Origin of the sequence: Serratia sp. OLAL2, from assembly GCF_002752475.1 — a bacterium.
Classification (GTDB): Bacteria; Pseudomonadota; Gammaproteobacteria; order Enterobacterales; family Enterobacteriaceae; genus Serratia; species Serratia bockelmannii.
This window is the reverse complement of sequence record NZ_MSTL01000001.1, coordinates 173,571-191,871: the sequence shown is the minus strand read 5'-3', so window position 1 is coordinate 191,871 and position 18,301 is coordinate 173,571. Positions and strand designations below refer to the sequence as shown.

The following is an 18,301-nucleotide window of genomic DNA, read 5'->3' as shown; positions in this document are numbered from 1 at the left end:
GCACAACAACAAGCCGACGGCGAAGTCGGCGCGTCATCACCTGATATCTGAACGTTACCATCGCCAACTCCCTACAAGGATCCGGTTATGTTGAGAATCATCCAGTCACCAGGTAAATACATTCAGGGCGCCAATGCGCTAGCCGTCGTCGGCGAATACGCCAAATCCCTCGCCGATCATTACCTGGTGATCGCCGACGACTTCGTGATGCAGCTGGCGGGCGACACCCTAATGGGCAGCCTGCAGCAGCACGGCGTGAAACATCACGCGGTCCGCTTCAACGGCGAGTGCTGCCGCAAAGAGATAGACCGGCTCGGCCGCGAGCTGCAGGCCCACGGTTGCCGCGGAGTGATCGGCGTCGGCGGTGGTAAGACGCTCGACACCGCCAAGGCCGTCGCCCACTACCAACAGCTGCCGGTGGTGCTCATTCCCACCATTGCTTCCACCGATGCGCCGACCAGCGCGCTGTCGGTTCTCTACACCGAACAGGGCGAATTCGCCGAATACCTGATCTACCCGCGCAACCCAGATATGGTGGTGATGGACAGTTCCATCATCGCCAACGCGCCGGTGCGCCTGCTGGTGGCCGGCATGGGCGACGCGCTTTCCACCTATTTCGAGGCGCAGGCCTGCTTCGACGCTCAGGCCACCAGCATGGCCGGCGGCAAATCGACGCTGGCGGCGCTCAGTCTGGCGCGGCTGTGCTATGACACGCTGCTGGCCGAAGGGGTGAAGGCCAAGCTGGCGGTCGAGGCCGGCGTGGTAACGGAAGCGGTGGAGCGCATTATTGAGGCCAATACGTATTTGAGCGGCATCGGCTTCGAGAGTAGCGGGCTGGCGGCGGCGCACGCCATTCACAACGGTTTCACCGTGCTGGAAGAGTGCCACCACCTGTATCACGGCGAAAAAGTGGCGTTCGGCACCTTGGCGCAGCTGGTATTGCAGAACAGCCCGATGGCGCAGATTGAAACCGTGTTGGCGTTTTGCCATGACATCGGCCTGCCGATCACGCTGGCGCAGATGGGCGTCACCGGCGACGCGACGGCGAAGATGATGGCGGTGGCCGAGGCCAGTTGCGCCGCCGGCGAAACCATTCACAACATGCCGTTCAAGGTCACCCCTGCGGGCGTGCAGGCGGCGGTCCTGACGGCGGACAGGCTGGGCGCCACCTGGCTGCAGCGTCATTGATACCGTTGGGGCGCGGTGCGCCGCGCCCCTGGGCTTACAGAGGAAACCATCGTGAAAAAACTGATTAATCAGGTCGAGTCGGTGTTGGAAGAGCAGTTGCAGGGGTTGGCGGAGGCCCATCCCGAGTTGCTGGTGCACGCGGATCCGGTGTTCGTGACTCGCGCCGACGCGCCGGTGGCGGGCAAGGTGGCGATCCTGTCCGGCGGCGGTAGCGGCCACGAGCCGATGCACTGCGGTTTCGTCGGCGAAGGGATGCTCGACGGCGCCTGTCCGGGCGAGATTTTCACCTCGCCGACGCCGGATAAAATGTACGAGTGCGGTCAGGCGATCGACGGCGGCGCCGGCGTGTTGCTGCTGATTAAGAACTACACCGGCGACGTGCTCAACTTCGAAACCGCCACCGAACTGCTGCACGACAGCGGCGTCGCGGTGGCGACGGTGCTGGTGGATGACGACGTGGCGGTCAAAGACAGCCTGTTCACCGCCGGGCGGCGTGGGGTGGCCAATACCGTGCTGATGGAGAAACTGCTGGGCGCCGCCGCGGCGCGCGGCGACGATCTGGACAGCGTGGTGACGCTGGGGCATCGCATCAACAACCATGGGCATTCGATCGGCATTGCGCTGGGTGCCTGTACCGTCCCCGCCGCCGGCAAACCGTCGTTCACCCTGGCGGAGAACGAGATGGAGTTCGGCGTCGGCATTCACGGCGAGCCGGGCATTGCGCGCCGCCCGTTCACCACGCTCAACGCGGCGGTGGACGACATGTTCCATACGTTGATCGACCACGGCCACTATCAGCGCACGATCCGCGTCTGGGATCGTCAGCAGGGCGAGTGGCGCGACGAGATGCAGACCAAGCAGTCGCTGACGCGCGGCGATCGGGTGATCGCGTTGGTCAATAACCTGGGTGCCACGCCGCTGTCCGAGCTGTATGGCGTCTACCATCGATTGGCGGAGCGTTGCGCCGAGGCGGGCATCATTATCGAACGCAACCTGGTGGGTTCTTATTGCACCTCGCTTGATATGCAGGGCGTGTCCATCACGTTGTTGAACGTGGACGACGAGCTGTTGTCCTTGTGGGATGCGCCGGTGAAAACGCCTGCGCTGCGTTGGGGTTGCTGAGGAGGAATTATGGCGTTGACCAAACAACAGGTCGTCGATTGGCTGATGCGTTGCGGCGAAGTATTCAGCCGGGAGCGCGATTTTCTCACCCAACTGGACACCGAGATCGGCGATGCCGACCACGGTCTGAACATGAATCGCGGTTTCAATAAGGTGGTGGAAAAGCTGCCGTCGGTGGCGGACAAGGATATCGGCTTTATCCTGAAAAACACCGGTATGACGCTGCTGTCGAGCGTGGGCGGCGCCAGCGGTCCGCTGTTCGGCACCTTCTTCATCCGCGCGGCGCAGGCGGCGAACGCCAAGCAAAGCCTGGATCTGGTGGAGCTGCATCAGGTGATGCAGGAAGGGGTGGAAGGCGTGGTGATGCGCGGTAAGGCGGAGCCGGGCGACAAGACCATGTGCGACGTCTGGTGGCCGGTGGTGGAAAGCCTCGGCCAGTCCGCGCAGCAGAACCTGAGCGTGGCGGAGGCGCTGCAGCGCGCCGCCGACAGCGCCGAGCGGGCGGTGGAGAGCACCATTACCATGCAGGCGCGTAAAGGGCGGGCCAGTTACCTGGGCGAGCGTAGCATCGGCCACCAGGATCCCGGCGCCACTTCGGTGATGTTGATGATGAAAACGCTGGCCGAGGTCGCCGGCAGTTAGCAGGAGGCGAGATGATTAATATCGTGGTGGTTTCGCACAGCGCGTTGCTGGCGCGCGGCGTTGAGCAGTTGGCGCGGCAGATGATGCGCGGTGACGGCTGCAAACTGGCGCTGGCGGCGGGCGTGGATGACGAGCAGCACCCGATCGGTACCGACGCGGTCAAAGTGATGGAGGCGATCGAAGCGGTCGCCGGCGGCGACGGCGTTCTGGTGCTGATGGATCTGGGCAGCGCGCTGCTCAGTGCCGAAACCGCGCTCGATCTGCTGGACCCGGACCTGGCCGCCAAAGTGCGGCTGTGCGCGGCGCCGCTGGTTGAAGGCACCCTGGCGGCGGTGGTGGCCGCCAACTCCGGTGCTTCGCTGGAACAGGTGGTGGCGGAGGCGCAGGGGGCGCTGCAGGCCAAGCAGGCACAGCTGGGTGAGGCTTCACCGACGGCGAAAAGCGTGGCCTTGCCGCTGGCGCAGGGCAAAAGCGTAACCTGGACGGTGCAGAACCCGCACGGGCTGCATGCGCGCCCGGCGGCGCGGCTGGTCGAGACGCTGGCGCCGTTCAAGGCCGAGCTGGTGCTGGAGAAGCAGGGGCAGTGCGTCGATCCGCGCAGCCTCAATCAGCTGGCGCTGCTGCAGGTTCGTCACGGCGACACCGTTCGCCTGATCGCCGACGGTGCGCAGGCGGACGAGGCGCTGGCGGCGTTCAAAGCGCTGGCGGAACAACATTTCGGCGAGACGGTCTCCGAGCGGCAGCAGCCTTCGCTGCACGGTATCCCGGTGGCGGAAAGCGTCACCAGCGGACCCGTGTTCCAGGCCCACAGCTTCTGGCCGCCAACCGTCGATCGACGGATTGGTGCGGACGAGGTGTTGGGCGAACAGCAACGCCTGCGGGAGGCGCTACAGCACACGCTGAGCGATCTGAACCGGCTGGCGGAGCGTACCGGTACGCTGATCGGCAAGCCGCAGGCGGCGATCTTCGGCGCCCACAGCATGCTGCTGGACGATCCGGATCTGCAGCAGGCGGCTTACACCCGCATCGCGCAGCAGCTGTGCTGCGCCGAGCAGGCCTGGCGGCAGGTGCTGGGGGCGATCGCCGAAGAGTACCGTGAGCTGGATGACGACTACATGCGGGCGCGCGAATTGGACGTGCGCGACATGCTGCGCCGCACGCTGTGCCATCTGCAGGGGCTGCCGCTGCCGGCCATGGCGCTCGCAGAACCGTCAATCTTGGTGATGGACGAGCTGATGCCCTCGGAGGTGGTGATGCTCGACAGGCGGCTGGTGCTCGGCATCTGCCTGAGCGGCGGCAATGCCCTGTCGCACAGCGCCATTCTGGCGAAGGCGATGGGCATTCCTATGGTGGTCGGCATGCAGGATTGCCTGAGCAAAACCCGCAGCGGGCAGAAGGCGATGCTGGACGCCGCGCGCGGGGTATTGCAGCTCAGCCACTAGGCACGCAGCTTGAACTGGCGGATGTCGATCCCGTGCTGTTTGATCTTCCGCCACAGCGTGGTGCGGCCTATGCCCAGCAGCTGCGCCATCTCCGTCACCTGGCCACGGCTGACGGTCGCCGCGCGCAGGATCGCCTGGCGTTCCATGTCCGTCAGCGTCAACAGCGGTGCGCCGGGCTGCGGATCGCTTTCCAGCAGCGACGGCTGGCCGAGCAGGTGCGCCGGCAGATCCGCCAACTGGATGTGGTGGCCGTGGCAAATCATTGCCGCGCGCTCCACCACCCCTTTCAGTTCCAAATCGTTGCCCGGCCACAGATAAAGCGCCAACTGGGCCATCACCTCGTCATCGATCCGGAAGCGGCACTGAAAATGCTGCTCCAGCGTGCGCAAATGGTGTTTGACCAGCAGCGGAATATCGCTCAGCCGCTGGCGCAGAGGCGGGATCAGGATTTCGAACGCCTGCAGGCTGTAAAATAGCTGGCGGCGGAAACGGTTTTGCTGCACCAGCAGCGGCAGATCGGCGGCGCTGCCGGCGATCACACGCACATCGACCGGGATCACCCGGCTGGAATTGAGGCGGATCACCACGCCGGTTTTCAACACCTGCAGTAGCGCCGACTGCATCTCCGCCGGCAGGTATTCGATCTGTTCGAGGTACAGCGTGCCGCCGTTGGCCAATTCGAATTTACTGAGCTGGCCCGCCTCTTCTTCGCTGGCGTCGTTGCCCAGCAGCTCACGCAGCCCCTGCGCCTGCGTCAGCAGCTGGCAGTTGAGGGCGATATACGGCCCGGCGGCGCGTTCGCCGGCGTTGTGGATAGCCTGGCTGAGCAGCTCTTTGCCAACGCCTTCTTCCCCGCGCAACAGGATCGGATGCTGGCCTTTGGCCGCCTGCTGCCCGTAACGGATCAGTCGCCGCATTTCCAGCGAGGTGGAGGGCATCTGTTCGAAGCTGTGGCTGACGCGCCCCAGTTGGCTGCTGACATACTGGCGCAGCCGTTCGAGCGGGTGCAGCAGGGCGATGAAACTGCAGCGATCGCCGTCGAAAATCGGCTTGAGCGTCAGCAATGCGGCGATAAATTGTCGCTGACTTTCGAAGGTGACTTCGACGTGTTGCAGCGGTTGGCGATCGGCGATGGCGCGCTTGAGCAGCGCGGGCAGCGTCAACAGCTGCGTCAGCGGCTTGCCCTGGCTCTGTTGTTCGTCCAGCTTCAACAGGCCGGCGGCGCGCTGGTTGATGTATTGCAGGTAGCCGCGGTGATCCCAGGCCATGACGCCGTCGTCCACGCCGTCCAGCAGGCCGTAAAGCTGATTCAGATGGCGGTTGGATTCCGCCAGCAGGCCGTCGGCGTTCAGCGAGTTGCCGATTTCGCGGGCGATGGCCAGCGTCAGCGACAGATCGCCGGCGGCGCAGTCGGCCAGCAGACAGCCCAGCGCGATCGAGCCGCGCTGGCGGCCGCTGTTGTCGTAGACCGGCGTGGCGCAGAACGACCAGCCGTGCAGCGCCTGGCGCACATGCTCTTCACCGCTCACCCGCACCGGGTGGCCTTCCGCCGCCGCCAGCGCCGGAGCATTGGTGCCGATCTGTCCTTCGGCCCAGTAAGCGCCGGGGGCGAATCCCAGTTGCTGCAGATGTTCCCAGGTTTGGGCGTCGCCGCAATGCCACAGCGTGCAGCCGCTCTCGTCGAGGATCAGCAACAGACAACGTCGCGGCTCCATGTATTCGCAGGCGTCTTCCAGCGCCGCCTGGCCAAGCGTCAGCAGATCGTTCTTGCGGCGGCAAATCGATTCGAAGGTGGCGCCCTGAGCGCGGTGCGGTGCCTGCCAAACGTCTGGCTGCATCAGGCTGCGGCAGCGTAGCCAGGAGGCGTAAACGGCTTGTGTCGGGCGCAGCGGCGGCGGCAGTTCACCGTCGTTAATCAGCCGCTGCCAGCGTGAATCGTTGTCCATCGAACCTCATCCAGACTGCGAAAACGAGAGTGAAGATGATACCACCTGGTGTAGCGGCGGCTGTGAGGCGGTGGGCAGAAGCGGGGAAATCGGGGCAAAAAAAAACGGGGCGCGGCGCAGGCCGGACCCCGTGTTTGTCAGCGTGCGCGCATCAGTTGCGGAATGGGTTGCCGCTGTTGCGAGCCGGTTGGCTGGTGGTAACGGCCGGCGCGGATGCGCGAGTGGCCGCCGGTGCCGGCGCCGCAGTTTGTTGCATCGGCGCATTGTCCTGATAGCCGTCCGCATAGGCGTCCTGCGCGCGATTCTGCGGCGCGACGGCGTCAGGCGCGGTCGATACCGGTTTGCCCAACGCGCCGTTCAACAGCAGCAGATCGTTCTGGTTCAGCGTGCCGAGCGCCGACTTGATGTTCAGCTGGTTGATCAGATAGGTATAACGCGCGTCGGACAGTTGACGTTTGGCGTTATACAGCGTGGTGGTGGCGTCCAGCACGTCGACGATGGTGCGGGTACCGACCTGATAACCGGCTTCCATCGCGTCCAGGGAGCTTTGCGCGGAGATCACCGCCTGTTTGTAGGCGTTGATGCTGCTGATCGAAGCGTTAACGTTGTTGAACGACGAACGCACGGTCTGCACCACGCTGCGGTGTGAGCTTTCCAACTGCTCGCTGGCGCCGACGAAGCCGTACTGCGCTTGTTTCACCTGCGAATTGGTCGCGCCGCCGCTGTACAGCGGCAGGTTGAAGCTGATGCCGACCTTATTTTGGCCCGCATCGGAGTCGCTGTAGCGTGCGGCATTCGCGCCGCCGGTGTTGGAGCCGTTGTATTTGGTATTGCTGATGCCGGTCGACGCGCTGACGTCAATCGTCGGCATATAGCCAGTTTGGGCTGCACGGATTTGCTCACGCGCCAGATCCTGGCTCAGACGGGCGGACAGCAGGCTCAGGTTGCGCGCTTCCGCTTCTTTCAGCAGGTTGTTCACCGCTTCCGGGCGCTGGGTACTGAAGCGATCGGTATTCAACGAGGCCAGCTCCGGGTAGAAGGCCCCGGTCACCTGGCGCAGCGTTTCCAGCGCGTTATCCAGATCGTTGCGGGCGGAGACTTCGGCCGCCAGCACGGTGTCATAGTTCGAACGGGCGTTCTGCACGTCGGTGATCGCCACCAGGCCCACGTTGAAGCGTTGGGTGGTTTGATCCAGCGTGCGGTAGACCGCATCTTTCTGCGCCTGGGTATAGGACAGCGTGTCGATCGCTTTCAGCACGTTGAAGTAAGCGGTGGCGGTGTTGAGAATCAGCGACTGCTCTGCGGTCTGGAAGGTGACGTCAGAGATGCCGGCGGTCTTTTCCTGCAGCGTCAGCTGGCGCCATTTCGACATGTCGAAGAGGGTTTGCGTCAATGCCAGCGAACCGCTGGTCACGTTGCTGTTAACGCCATTGCTGTCACGATAACCGTTGGTGTAATCGTAACCTGCGGTTAAACCGAGCTGCGGCAACAGCGGGCTGCGCGCTTCATTGATCTTTTCGAATGCGGCGTCGCGGTCAGCAGCACTTTTGCGCAGATCCGGGTTACTTTCCCTGGCCTGTTTGTAGACCTGCAGCAGGTTCTCTGCCTGGCTCATTGCACTGAAGCCGCCCAGGCTCAGTCCGATAAGAAGGGGGAGCAGTTTCTTCATTTGCATTCCTTGTTGTGCAGCAATATTGCTATGTTAGCGCTGACGATAGACGAAATAGTTGCCGATTCTAGCAGAGTCTGCGGTACGCATCAGGTGGCTGAATGTGCCATCTCACGTAACTTTTACCTTTCAGACCGCCCATTTACCTTGGCGTACTGCCCCGGTCGACTGCAGCTGATATTATGGCTGACAATCCGGATTGTTTCCCGCTATTACCTGCGAGCGCACAAACGTGCCGCATCCGGCGGCGAGAAACAGCCTAACATAAAGCCGCGGCGGAGAGTCCCGCTGTTTCTGTCATCAAAACCGTTTATTTTATCGGCATACTCAAGCAGGAGAATTCGCGCATGAACCGTTCGCAGCCGTCGCCCGTTACTTTCGATAAAAAAGATGTAGAAATTATTGCACGCGAGACGCTGTACCGTGGTTTTTTTTCACTCAATTTATACCGGTTTCGCCATCGGTTGTTCAATGGCGAAATGAGCCCTGAAATCACGCGTGAAATTTTCGAGCGCGGCCATGCGGCGGTGCTGCTGCCCTATGACCCGGTGCGCGATGAAGTGGTGCTGATTGAACAACTGCGCATCGCCGCGGTCGATACCCGTAATTCGCCCTGGCTGCTGGAAATGGTGGCGGGTATGATCGAAACCGGCGAAAGCGTCGAAGACGTGTGCCGCCGCGAAGCGCAGGAAGAGGCCGGCGTGGTGGTCGGGCGCTGTAAGCCGGTGCTGAGCTACCTGGCCAGCCCCGGCGGTACCAGCGAACGTTTGTCGATCATGGTCGGCGAAGTGGACGCCCGCACCGCCGAGGGCATCCACGGTCTGGCGGAAGAGCATGAAGATATCCGCGTCCACGTGGTCAGCCGCGAGCAGGCTTACCGCTGGGTAGAGGAGGGCGCGATCGATAACGCCGCATCAGTGATTGCATTGCAATGGCTGGCGTTGCACCATGAATCGTTGAGAAAAGAGTGGGCCAACTAATGAAACAGCGCTATACCCCTGATTTCCCCGAAATGATGAGATTGTGCGAAACCAACTTCGCGCAATTGCGCCGCTTGCTGCCGCGCAACGACGAAGCGGGCGAAACGGTGACTTATCAGGTGAACGGCGCCGGCTATCGTTTGACCATCGTTGAGTCCACGCGTTACACGTCGCTGGTGGAGATCGAGCAGATCTTTCCGGCGGTCAGCTACTGGAGCCTGCCCGCGATGACGGTGCGGTTGTACCATGACGCCATGGTTGCGGAAGTGTGTTCCAGTCAGCAGATCTACCGCTTTAAAGCGCGTTATGATTATCCTAATAAAAAGTTGCATCAACGCGACGAAAAGCATCAAATTAACCAGTTTCTTGCTGATTGGCTGCGCTACTGTTTGGCGCATGGAGCGATGGCGGTTCCGGTTTGTTAGACAGACTGAAATAACAAAGGACACCATTTGGAAAGCCTGTTTAAACTGCCCGTGGCGAGTGGGGCCGCGGTCAGGATTCTACAAATAACAGATACCCACCTTTTTGCCGGCGAACACGAGACGTTGCTCGGCATCAATACCTATCGCAGCTATCACGCGGTGCTGGACGCAATCCAGGCGCAGCGCCGCGACGTTGATTTGATCGTCGCCACGGGAGATTTGGCGCAGGATCATTCGCAAGAGGCGTACCGCCACTTCGCCGCCGGCATCGCGCAATTGCCGGCCCCCTGCGTGTGGCTGCCGGGTAACCACGATTTCCAACCGGCGATGGTCGACGCGTTGGCCGCCGCCGGCATTGCCCCTTCCAAACAGGTGTTGCTGGGCGACGACTGGCAGGTGCTGATGCTGGACAGCCAGGTGTTCGGCGTGCCGCACGGCGAATTGAGCGAGTATCAGCTCGAGTGGATGGAGCGCTGCCTGCAGGCTCACCCCGAGCGCTATACGCTGTTGCTGCTGCACCATCATCCGCTGCCGTCCGGTTGCACCTGGCTCGATCAGCACAGCCTGCGCAACCCGCATATGCTGGGCGCGATCCTGCTGCGTTATCCGAAAGTGAATACCGTAGTGTGCGGGCACATTCATCAGGATCTGGATCTGGAATGGCAGGGCCGGCGCCTGTTGGCGACGCCGTCCACCTGCGTGCAATTCAAGCCGCACTGCACTAACTTTACCATCGACGACGTCTCGCCCGGCTGGCGTTACCTCGATCTGTTGCCGGACGGCCGCGTCGAGACGCAGGTGTTCCGCCTGGAAAACGACGATTTCCGCCCCGACATGGACTCGGATGGATACTGATGCCTTCGACGCTGCTCTACCTGCACGGTTTCAATAGTTCGCCGCAGTCGGCCAAGGCGGTGGCCTTCAAGGCCTGGCTGGCCGAACACCATCCCGACATCGAGATGCTGGTGCCGCAGCTGCCGGCCTTTCCGGCGGAGGCCGCCGAGATGCTGGAAAATATGGTGCTGGAGCGCGCCGGGCAAACGCTCGGGCTGGTCGGCTCATCGCTGGGCGGCTATTATGCCACCTGGCTGTCGCAGTGTTTTTCCCTGCCGGCGGTGGTGGTCAACCCGGCGGTCAAGCCGTTTGAGCTGCTGGTGGACTATCTCGGCGCCAACGAGAACCCCTACACCGGCCAGCAATATGTGTTAGAGTCTCGGCACGTTTACGATCTGAAAGTGATGCAGATCGATCCCTTGGAGTCGCCGGATTTAATCTGGCTGCTGCAGCAAACGGGCGATGAAATTCTCGATTACGGCCAGGCAGTGGCGTATTACACCGCGTGTCGGCAAACGGTGGAGTCGGGTGGAAACCACGCCTTCGTCGGTTTCGAGCACTACTTCCCCCAGATTGTGGATTTTTTAGGGCTAAACGCGGTCTGACGGACCGTTCCGGCACCTCCCTTTAACCACGAAAAAATAATCAACGATGACTCAATCCAGCTATAACGCTGATGCCATTGAAGTACTCAGCGGTCTAGAACCAGTGCGCCGTCGTCCCGGCATGTATACCGACACGACGCGCCCAAACCACCTCGGCCAAGAGGTGATCGATAACAGCGTCGACGAAGCGTTGGCCGGTCACGCCAAGCGTATCGACGTGATCCTGCACGCCGATCAGTCGCTGGAAGTGATCGACGACGGCCGCGGCATGCCGGTGGACATCCACCCGGAAGAGGGCGTGCAGGCGGTTGAGTTGATCCTGTGCCGGCTGCACGCCGGCGGTAAATTCTCGAATAAAAACTACCAGTTCTCCGGCGGCCTGCACGGCGTTGGGATCTCGGTGGTCAACGCCCTGTCGAAGCGGGTGGAAGTCAACGTGCGCCGCGACGGCAACGTCTATGGCATCGCCTTCGAAAACGGTGACAAAGTGCAAGACCTGACGGTGACTGGCACCTGCGGCAAACGCAACACCGGCACCAGCGTGCACTTCTGGCCGGACGAACAGTTCTTCGACAGCCCGCGTTTCTCGGTATCGCGCCTCACTCACCTGCTGAAAGCCAAAGCGGTGCTGTGCCCCGGCGTTGAGATCTATTTCATCGACAAGGTGAACAATACCGAGCAGCGCTGGTGCTACCAGGACGGCCTGACCGACTACCTGATGGAAGCGGTTAACGGCCTGATCACCCTGCCGGAAGCGCCGTTCGTCGGCAATTTCGCCGGTGATACCGAAGCGGTGGACTGGGCGCTGCTGTGGCTGCCGGAAGGCGGCGAGCTGCTGACCGAAAGCTACGTCAACCTGATCCCAACCATGCAGGGCGGCACCCACGTCAACGGCCTGCGTCAGGGGCTGCTGGACGCGATGCGCGAGTTCTGCGAATTCCGCAACATCCTGCCGCGCGGCGTGAAGCTGTCGGCGGAGGATATCTGGGATCGCTGCGCCTACGTGTTGTCGGTGAAGATGCAGGATCCGCAGTTCGCCGGGCAGACCAAAGAACGTCTCTCTTCGCGTCAGTGTGCGGCCTTCGTTTCCGGCGTGGTGAAAGACGCCTTCAGCCTGTGGCTGAACCAGAACGTTCAGGCGGCGGAACAGCTGGCCGAGCTGGCGATTTCCAGCGCCCAGCGCCGCCTGCGCGCGGCCAAGAAAGTGGTGCGCAAGAAGCTGACCAGCGGGCCGGCGCTGCCGGGCAAGCTGGCGGACTGCACCTCGCAGGATCTGGCCATGACCGAACTGTTCCTGGTGGAAGGGGACTCGGCGGGCGGATCGGCCAAGCAGGCGCGCGATCGCGAATATCAGGCGATCATGCCGCTGAAGGGCAAGATCCTGAATACCTGGGAAGTGTCCTCGGACGAAGTGCTGGCCTCGCAGGAAGTGCACGACATTTCCGTGGCGATCGGCATCGATCCGGACAGCGAAGATCTCAGCCAGCTGCGCTACGGCAAAATCTGCATCCTGGCGGATGCGGACTCCGACGGCCTGCACATCGCCACGCTGCTGTGCGCGCTGTTCGTGCGCCACTTCCGTTCGCTGGTGAAAGGCGGCCACGTTTATGTCGCCATGCCGCCGCTGTACCGCATCGATCTCGGTAAAGAAGTGTTCTACGCGCTGGATGAAGAAGAGAAGGCCGGCGTGCTGGAACAGCTGAAGCGCAAGAAGGGCAAGCCGAACGTCCAGCGCTTTAAAGGGCTGGGTGAGATGAACCCGCTGCAGCTGCGCGAAACCACCCTCGATCCGAATACCCGCCGGCTGGTGCAACTGACGGTAGCGGAAGATGATGTCGATCAGACGCTGGCGGTGATGGACATGCTGTTGGCCAAGAAGCGTTCGGAAGATCGCCGTAACTGGCTGCAAGACAAGGGCGACATGGCCGAATTGGCGGTCTGAGCCTGACCCTGGCCCGGTGAACGCCGGGCCTGCTTTCCCGCAGGGCGTTCATGCGGCGCCCGATAACCTGGGCCGAAATGCATGAAGATCACGCTCGAAGAATTGCTGGCGTTCACCTCGGTGGTCGACAGCGGTTCCATCACCTCCGCTGCCGATCGGCTCGGCCAAACGACATCCGGCATCAGCCGCGCGCTCAGCCGCCTGGAGAACAAACTCGATACCACCCTGATGCGCCGCACTACGCGTCGCCTGGAGCTGACCGAAGAGGGGGAAAGCTTCCTGAGCCATGCGCGTACGATCATCAACTCGGTGGAAAATGCCGAAGAACAAATGGCGGTGCGCCGGCAGATGCCGGCCGGGCGACTGCGGATAAACGCGGCTGCGCCTTTTATGGAGCACGTCATCGTGCCGCTGGTAGCGGGGTTCAGGGAACGTTATCCGCAAATTTCGCTCGAGCTGAATACTGACAACCTGGTTATCGATCTACTGGAAAAACGCACGGATATTGCCATTCGCATCGGTGCGTTGCGTGATTCGACCATTCATGCGCGCGCGCTGGGCGCCAGCCGGTTGCGCATCCTCGCCAGCCCGGCTTATCTGCAGCAGCACGGCACGCCGCAGAGCGTGGAGGCGTTGCATCGGCATTGTCTGCTCGGTTTTACCCAGCCGGAATCACTGAACCAGTGGCCGTTGCGCTATCGCCAGGCGCCGCATTTCACCATCACGCCAACGATCTCGGCGTCCAGCGGTGAAACGCTGCGGCAATTGGCGCTGCGGGGCGAGGGGATCGTACAGCTGGCAGACTTTATGACCCGGCGCGATCGGGAAGCCGGCAAGTTGGTGACGTTGCTGGAGCAGGAGACGCTGGACGTGCGCCAGCCAATCAATGCGGTGTATTACCGCAATACGCAATTGGCGGCGCGCATCACCTGTTTTCTTGACTACGTCAGCGCGCACATCGACGCGCAGACGTTATAAGGCGGGGCTTACAGGGCGTTTTCCAGGATGTAGATCTCGGTGTCCAGCACGCTGTCTTTGAGGGTGTCGCGGTGTTTGAGCATATGTTCAATGGCCAGGTGTTTTTCCAGATGCGCCATGCTTTCCCATTTCTCCAGCATGAACACCGAATCCGGCGACCGCTTCTGCCACGGCGCCTGGGTATTGCTGTCGACCATCGGCGTGTATTCGCCGCAGCCGTCTTCCGCCAGCACCAGCGGCACCAGTTTTTCAATGGCTTGCAGTACGGTGGCGCGGTGGCCGGGTTTCACTTTGATTTCTGCGATTACGGTGATCATGCTTACCTCGTTGATGAGAATGTTCTGCGTCAGTTAAGCAAAAATTTTCGCCAGATGCTCGCGATAACGCGTGATGTCGTCCGCGATATTCGGCTCTTTGATCACATTGTTGCAGATGAAGGTCGGCAGCGCTTCCATCCCCAGGAACTGGTTGGCCTTGTGGAAGTGCAGGTAAACGCCATCGACGCCGATGCCGTGGAAGAACTGATCGGGATCGGTGAAGGCCTCCAGCGGGGCGTTCCAGGTCAGGCTCAGCAGGTATTTTTTGCCCTGGATCAGGCCGCCGGAGCCATATTTTTTGCTTTCGTCGGAACGAGAGCGGCCGTCGTTGGCATACAGGCTGCCGTGGCCGGCGGTGAACACTTCATCGATGTATTTTTTCAGGATCCAGGGTTCGCCCATCCACCAGCCCGGCATCTGATAGATGACCGCGTCGGCCCACAGGTATTTCTGTACTTCGGCTTCGATGTCATAGCCGTCGTCGACCACGGTGACCTGCACATCGTGCTGCAGATCGCGCAGGAAGCTTTCCGCCACGTCGCTCAGGGTTTGGTTGAGTTCGCCGTTGGAATGGCCGAATTGTTTTTTAGCGTTGATAATCAGGATATTGCTCATCTTTCGCGGCTCCCGTCAGAGTTAAGATATGGCATGCTTCCCGCCGAAAAGGCGGAAACCATCTCGCTGGCGACGAGTGTAATCGTTAGTCAGGCAAGTAAAAATGCGATCCGGCGCACAACAGTGTTGACTGCCAGTCAATAAAGAAGCCGCCAGGTAGCGAAATTTTGCATAAACCGCATCGCGGAATTGGCCGTCGCCGGCGATCCTTGCGCCAACTGTGACAGCTACCCCGCAGATGGGTTACTATCGCGGGCAGAATCGACAAGCGATGCCTTTTGTCGTCCAAGGGATTGCCAAGCCACGGTCTGAGGATAATTGAGTAATGAGTGATCTGACTCATGACGGTGTAGAGCGTTTACCGCTGCACACATTCACTGAAAACGCCTATCTGAACTATTCCATGTACGTCATCATGGATCGGGCGTTGCCGTACATTGGCGACGGTTTGAAGCCGGTACAACGCCGTATCATCTACGCCATGTCTGAGCTGGGGCTGAACAACAGCGCCAAATTCAAGAAATCCGCCCGTACCGTGGGCGACGTGCTGGGTAAATACCACCCGCACGGCGACAGCGCGTGTTATGAAGCCATGGTGCTGATGGCGCAGCCGTTCTCGTATCGCTATCCGCTGGTGGACGGCCAGGGGAACTGGGGCGCGCCGGACGATCCCAAGTCGTTCGCGGCGATGCGCTATACCGAATCGCGCCTGTCCAAATACGCCGAAGTCTTGCTGGCCGAACTGGGCCAGGGCACGGTCGACTGGATCCCGAACTTTGACGGCACGCTGCAAGAGCCGAAGATGCTGCCGGCGCGTCTGCCAAACATCCTGCTGAACGGCACCACCGGCATCGCGGTCGGCATGGCGACCGACATTCCGCCGCACAACGTGCGTGAAGTCGCCGCGGCGGCGGTGGCGCTGCTCGACAAACCGGGCGCCTCGCTCGATGATCTGCTCGAGTTCGTGCAGGGGCCGGACTTCCCGACCGAAGCCGAGATCATCACTCCGCGCGATGAGATTCGCAAAATTTACCAGAGTGGCCGCGGCTCGGTGCGCATGCGCGCCGTGTGGAAGAAAGAGGATGGCAGCGCGGTGATCACCGCCTTGCCGCATCAGGTTTCCGGCGCCAAGGTGCTGGAGCAGATCGCCAGCCAGATGCGCGCCAAGAAGCTGCCGATGGTCGAGGATCTGCGCGATGAATCCGACCACGAAAACCCGACGCGTCTGGTGATCGTGCCGCGTTCCAACCGCATCGATCTGGAGCAGGTGATGAATCACCTGTTCGCTACCACCGATCTGGAACGCAGCTACCGCATCAACATGAACATGATCGGTCTGGACAACCGCCCGCAGGTGAAAGGGCTGGTGGAGATCCTCACCGAATGGCTGGCCTACCGTCGCGATACGGTGCGCCGCCGCCTGAACTACCGCCTCGAGAAAGTGCTCAAACGTCTGCATATCCTCGAAGGTTTGCTGGTGGCGTTCCTCAACATCGACGAGGTGATCCACATCATCCGCAGCGAGGATGAGCCGAAGCCGGTGCTGATGCAGCGTTTCGGCATCTCCGATACCCAGGCGGAAGCGATCCTCGAGCTGAAACTGCGTCACCTGGCCAAACTGGAAGAGGTCAAGATCCGCGGTGAGCAGGATGAGTTGGCGAAAGAGCGCGATCAGCTGCAGGCGCTGCTGGCGTCCGAGCGCAAGCTGAATACGCTGATCAAGAAAGAGATCCAGGCCGATGCGCAAACCTATGGCGACGATCGCCGTTCACCACTGACCGAGCGTGCGGAAGCCAAGGCGATGAGCGAGCATGACTTCGTGCCGTCCGAGCCGGTGACCATTGTGCTGTCGGAAATGGGCTGGGTGCGCAGCGCCAAGGGCCACGATATCGATCCTGCCGGGTTGAGCTACAAGGCCGGCGACAGTTTCCGTGGTGCGGCACGCGGCAAGAGCAACCAGCCGGTGGTGTTCATCGATTCTACCGGGCGCAGCTATGCGCTCGATCCGATGACGCTGCCGTCGGCACGCGGGCAGGGCGAGCCGTTGACCGGCAAGCTGACACCGCCGCCGGGCGCCACCATTGAGCAGGTGCTGATGGCGGCCGACGATCAGAAGCTGCTGATGGCGTCCGACGCCGGTTACGGCTTCGTCTGTACCTTCAACGATCTGGTGGCGCGCAACCGCGCCGGCAAGGTGATGATCACGCTGCCGGACAACGCCAGAGCGCTGCCGCCGATGGAAATTCACGGCGCAGACGATATGCTGCTGTCGATCACCGCCGCCGGGCGCATGCTGATGTTCCCGGTCGCCGATCTGCCGCAGCTGTCGAAGGGCAAGGGCAACAAGATCGTCTCCATTCCGGCGGCGCAGGCCGCAGCCGGTGAAGACAAGCTGGCCTGGCTGTTCGTGCTGCCGCCGCAGGCGTCCGTCACGTTGCACGTTGGCAAACGCAAGCTGACGCTGCGCCCGGAAGATCTGCAGAAGTTCCGCGCGGAGCGCGGCCGCAAGGGGACCCAGCTGCCGCGTGGCCTGCAGCGCATCGATCGCGTCGAAGTGGATGCGCCGGTGCGGGCGTCGGGTGGCGACAGCGAAGAGTAAGCGTTGGCGCTAGCGTTAACGGGCGGTCGCAGCATGCTGTGGCCGCCTTATTTATTTTTGCTGGCGTTTATTTTCCAAATAGTTAACATTTCTGCGCATAAAATTATTGTGCGTACTGCCGCCTGGCAGGAAAATAGCGAGAAATGCGGGCGACATGGGCGTGCTTATCGCCCGGCCGGCAAATAATGAGTAAAGGAATCTGCGCAGCGAAGTAAACTGCGTTGGCAGTGTGCTAATGAGGTTGTTATGTTATTGATTTTGCGTGCCGTTCTCGCCACTCTCTTCTGTATTCTGGTGTGTATTTTCGGTTCTATTTATTGCTTGTTCAGCCCGCGCAACCCCCGCCATGTGGCGACCTTCGGCCATCTTTTCGGCCGCCTGTCGACGCTGTTCGGCATCAAGGTTGAAACCCGCGTGCCGGCCGATGCGGCCAACAACGGCAAGTGCATCTATATCGCCAACCACCAAAATAACTACGACATGGTGACGGCTTCTAATATTGTGCAGCCGCGCACCGTGACCGTCGGTAAAAAAAGTCTGGTATGGATCCCGTTTTTCGGCCCGCTGTATTGGCTGACCGGTAATCTGCTGATAGATCGTGATAATCGCGCCAAGGCGCACGGCACCATCGCCCAGGTGGCGGAGCAGTTCAAAAAGAAAGACATTTCTATCTGGATGTTCCCGGAAGGAACCCGCAGCCGTGGCCGTGGGCTGATGCCGTTTAAAACCGGCGCGTTCCACGCGGCCATCGCCGCCGGCGTGCCGATTGTACCGATCTGTGTATCCACCACCAGCGGTAATATAAATCTTAATCGCTGGAATAACGGGCATGTGATCGTCGAGATGTTGGCGCCGGTGGATACCAGCAAATACGGCAAAGAAAACGTGCGCGAGCTGGCGGCCCATTGCCGCGAGCTGATGGAGGCGAAAATCGCCGAATTGGACGCTGAAGTCGCCCAGCGCAACGCCGCCAAAAAATAAGAGTCTACCGGCTTCA

16 protein-coding genes are annotated in these 18,301 nt (G+C 61.3%); 12 read left to right on the top strand and 4 right to left on the bottom strand.

All coding sequences use genetic code 11. From position 1 onward, the window contains the following. Window positions 1-87 precede the first annotated feature (87 nt). From BVU99_RS00905 to dhaM, 4 genes are read left to right on the top strand one after another with little or no spacing between them, the layout of a single operon-like run. Complete coding sequence (locus BVU99_RS00905; RefSeq protein WP_099816630.1) at window positions 88-1,188, top strand: glycerol dehydrogenase; 1,101 nt, start codon at window positions 88-90, stop codon at window positions 1,186-1,188. Window positions 1,189-1,239: 51 nt separating this feature from the next. Continuing rightward, complete coding sequence (dhaK, locus tag BVU99_RS00900; protein ID WP_099816629.1) at window positions 1,240-2,310, top strand: dihydroxyacetone kinase subunit DhaK; 1,071 nt, start codon at window positions 1,240-1,242, stop codon at window positions 2,308-2,310. A gap of 9 nt (window positions 2,311-2,319) precedes the next feature. Continuing rightward, window positions 2,320-2,952: a dihydroxyacetone kinase subunit DhaL gene (gene dhaL / locus BVU99_RS00895; protein WP_025304312.1), complete on the top strand. Its 633-nt coding sequence runs from the start codon at window positions 2,320-2,322 to the stop codon at window positions 2,950-2,952. A gap of 11 nt (window positions 2,953-2,963) precedes the next feature. Continuing rightward, window positions 2,964-4,394: a dihydroxyacetone kinase phosphoryl donor subunit DhaM gene (gene dhaM / locus BVU99_RS00890; RefSeq protein ID WP_025304311.1), complete on the top strand. Its 1,431-nt coding sequence runs from the start codon at window positions 2,964-2,966 to the stop codon at window positions 4,392-4,394. Here the strand turns inward: dhaM and dhaR are convergent. Both dhaR and hasF read right to left on the bottom strand, forming a co-directional pair. Further along, complete coding sequence (dhaR, locus tag BVU99_RS00885; protein ID WP_089196274.1) at window positions 4,391-6,340, bottom strand: dihydroxyacetone kinase operon transcriptional regulator DhaR; 1,950 nt, start codon at window positions 6,338-6,340, stop codon at window positions 4,391-4,393. The genes dhaM and dhaR overlap by 4 nt on opposite strands. Before the next feature lie 151 nt (window positions 6,341-6,491). Continuing rightward, the gene (hasF, locus tag BVU99_RS00880; RefSeq protein ID WP_089196273.1) at window positions 6,492-8,009 is read right to left on the bottom strand and encodes a multidrug efflux transporter outer membrane subunit HasF; all 1,518 of its coding nucleotides are present in this window, start codon (window positions 8,007-8,009) and stop codon (window positions 6,492-6,494) included. Between the two features lie 347 nt (window positions 8,010-8,356). Between hasF and nudF the strand changes: the two genes are divergently transcribed. From nudF to BVU99_RS00850, 6 genes are all read left to right on the top strand, one after another. Further along, complete coding sequence (gene nudF, locus BVU99_RS00875) at window positions 8,357-8,989, top strand: ADP-ribose diphosphatase (RefSeq protein ID WP_043142088.1); 633 nt, start codon at window positions 8,357-8,359, stop codon at window positions 8,987-8,989. Continuing rightward, the gene (locus BVU99_RS00870) at window positions 8,989-9,414 is read left to right on the top strand and encodes a DUF1249 family protein (RefSeq protein ID WP_004937244.1); all 426 of its coding nucleotides are present in this window, start codon (window positions 8,989-8,991) and stop codon (window positions 9,412-9,414) included. Before nudF ends, BVU99_RS00870 begins: the two co-directional genes overlap by 1 nt. A 27-nt stretch (window positions 9,415-9,441) precedes the next feature. Then, a complete protein-coding gene (cpdA, locus tag BVU99_RS00865) occupies window positions 9,442-10,269 on the top strand; it encodes a 3',5'-cyclic-AMP phosphodiesterase (protein ID WP_060434581.1) in 828 nt (275 codons plus the stop codon). Then, window positions 10,269-10,853 (top strand): esterase YqiA, encoded by a 585-nt coding sequence (yqiA, locus tag BVU99_RS00860; RefSeq protein ID WP_025304306.1) that lies wholly within the window; start codon window positions 10,269-10,271, stop codon window positions 10,851-10,853. The genes cpdA and yqiA overlap by 1 nt, the downstream gene beginning before the upstream one ends. 46 nt (window positions 10,854-10,899) lie before the next feature. After that, window positions 10,900-12,795 (top strand): DNA topoisomerase IV subunit B, encoded by a 1,896-nt coding sequence (gene parE, locus BVU99_RS00855; RefSeq protein ID WP_099816628.1) that lies wholly within the window; start codon window positions 10,900-10,902, stop codon window positions 12,793-12,795. 81 nt (window positions 12,796-12,876) lie between these two features. Continuing rightward, the gene (locus BVU99_RS00850) at window positions 12,877-13,773 is read left to right on the top strand and encodes a LysR substrate-binding domain-containing protein (protein WP_025304304.1); all 897 of its coding nucleotides are present in this window, start codon (window positions 12,877-12,879) and stop codon (window positions 13,771-13,773) included. An 8-nt stretch (window positions 13,774-13,781) separates the two neighbouring features. Here the strand turns inward: BVU99_RS00850 and BVU99_RS00845 are convergent, their stop codons facing one another. Together BVU99_RS00845 and BVU99_RS00840 are read right to left on the bottom strand one after the other, a co-directional pair. Further along, window positions 13,782-14,090 carry a putative quinol monooxygenase gene (locus BVU99_RS00845; protein ID WP_025304303.1) on the bottom strand — a complete coding sequence of 103 codons (309 nt, stop codon included), beginning with the start codon at window positions 14,088-14,090 and terminating at the stop codon, window positions 13,782-13,784. A 33-nt stretch (window positions 14,091-14,123) separates the two neighbouring features. Beyond that, window positions 14,124-14,705: an NAD(P)H-dependent oxidoreductase gene (locus BVU99_RS00840; protein ID WP_025304302.1), complete on the bottom strand. Its 582-nt coding sequence runs from the start codon at window positions 14,703-14,705 to the stop codon at window positions 14,124-14,126. A 325-nt stretch (window positions 14,706-15,030) separates the two neighbouring features. On the opposite strand from BVU99_RS00840, the gene parC reads away from it, so the two are divergent. Next, window positions 15,031-17,304: a DNA topoisomerase IV subunit A gene (gene parC / locus BVU99_RS00835; protein ID WP_025304301.1), complete on the top strand. Its 2,274-nt coding sequence runs from the start codon at window positions 15,031-15,033 to the stop codon at window positions 17,302-17,304. A 246-nt stretch (window positions 17,305-17,550) separates the two neighbouring features. Continuing rightward, a complete protein-coding gene (locus BVU99_RS00830) occupies window positions 17,551-18,285 on the top strand; it encodes a 1-acylglycerol-3-phosphate O-acyltransferase (protein WP_025304300.1) in 735 nt (244 codons plus the stop codon). Window positions 18,286-18,301 lie beyond the last annotated feature (16 nt).

Bases quoted from the DNA above. Each gene is read 5' to 3' on its own strand.
- dhaL (WP_025304312.1), top strand. From the start codon at position 2,320: ATGGCGTTGACCAAACAACAGGTCGTCGATTGGCTGATGCGTTGCGGC.
- BVU99_RS00845 (WP_025304303.1), bottom strand. From the start codon at position 14,090: ATGATCACCGTAATCGCAGAAATCAAAGTGAAACCCGGCCACCGCGCC.
- parC (WP_025304301.1), top strand. From the start codon at position 15,031: ATGAGTGATCTGACTCATGACGGTGTAGAGCGTTTACCGCTGCACACA.
- dhaR (WP_089196274.1), bottom strand. From the start codon at position 6,340: ATGGACAACGATTCACGCTGGCAGCGGCTGATTAACGACGGTGAACTG.
- dhaM (WP_025304311.1), top strand. From the start codon at position 2,964: ATGATTAATATCGTGGTGGTTTCGCACAGCGCGTTGCTGGCGCGCGGC.
- BVU99_RS00850 (WP_025304304.1), top strand. From the start codon at position 12,877: ATGAAGATCACGCTCGAAGAATTGCTGGCGTTCACCTCGGTGGTCGAC.
- BVU99_RS00905 (WP_099816630.1), top strand. From the start codon at position 88: ATGTTGAGAATCATCCAGTCACCAGGTAAATACATTCAGGGCGCCAAT.
- hasF (WP_089196273.1), bottom strand. From the start codon at position 8,009: ATGAAGAAACTGCTCCCCCTTCTTATCGGACTGAGCCTGGGCGGCTTC.
- yqiA (WP_025304306.1), top strand. From the start codon at position 10,269: ATGCCTTCGACGCTGCTCTACCTGCACGGTTTCAATAGTTCGCCGCAG.
- BVU99_RS00830 (WP_025304300.1), top strand. From the start codon at position 17,551: ATGTTATTGATTTTGCGTGCCGTTCTCGCCACTCTCTTCTGTATTCTG.
- BVU99_RS00840 (WP_025304302.1), bottom strand. From the start codon at position 14,705: ATGAGCAATATCCTGATTATCAACGCTAAAAAACAATTCGGCCATTCC.
- nudF (WP_043142088.1), top strand. From the start codon at position 8,357: ATGAACCGTTCGCAGCCGTCGCCCGTTACTTTCGATAAAAAAGATGTA.
- BVU99_RS00870 (WP_004937244.1), top strand. From the start codon at position 8,989: ATGAAACAGCGCTATACCCCTGATTTCCCCGAAATGATGAGATTGTGC.
- parE (WP_099816628.1), top strand. From the start codon at position 10,900: ATGACTCAATCCAGCTATAACGCTGATGCCATTGAAGTACTCAGCGGT.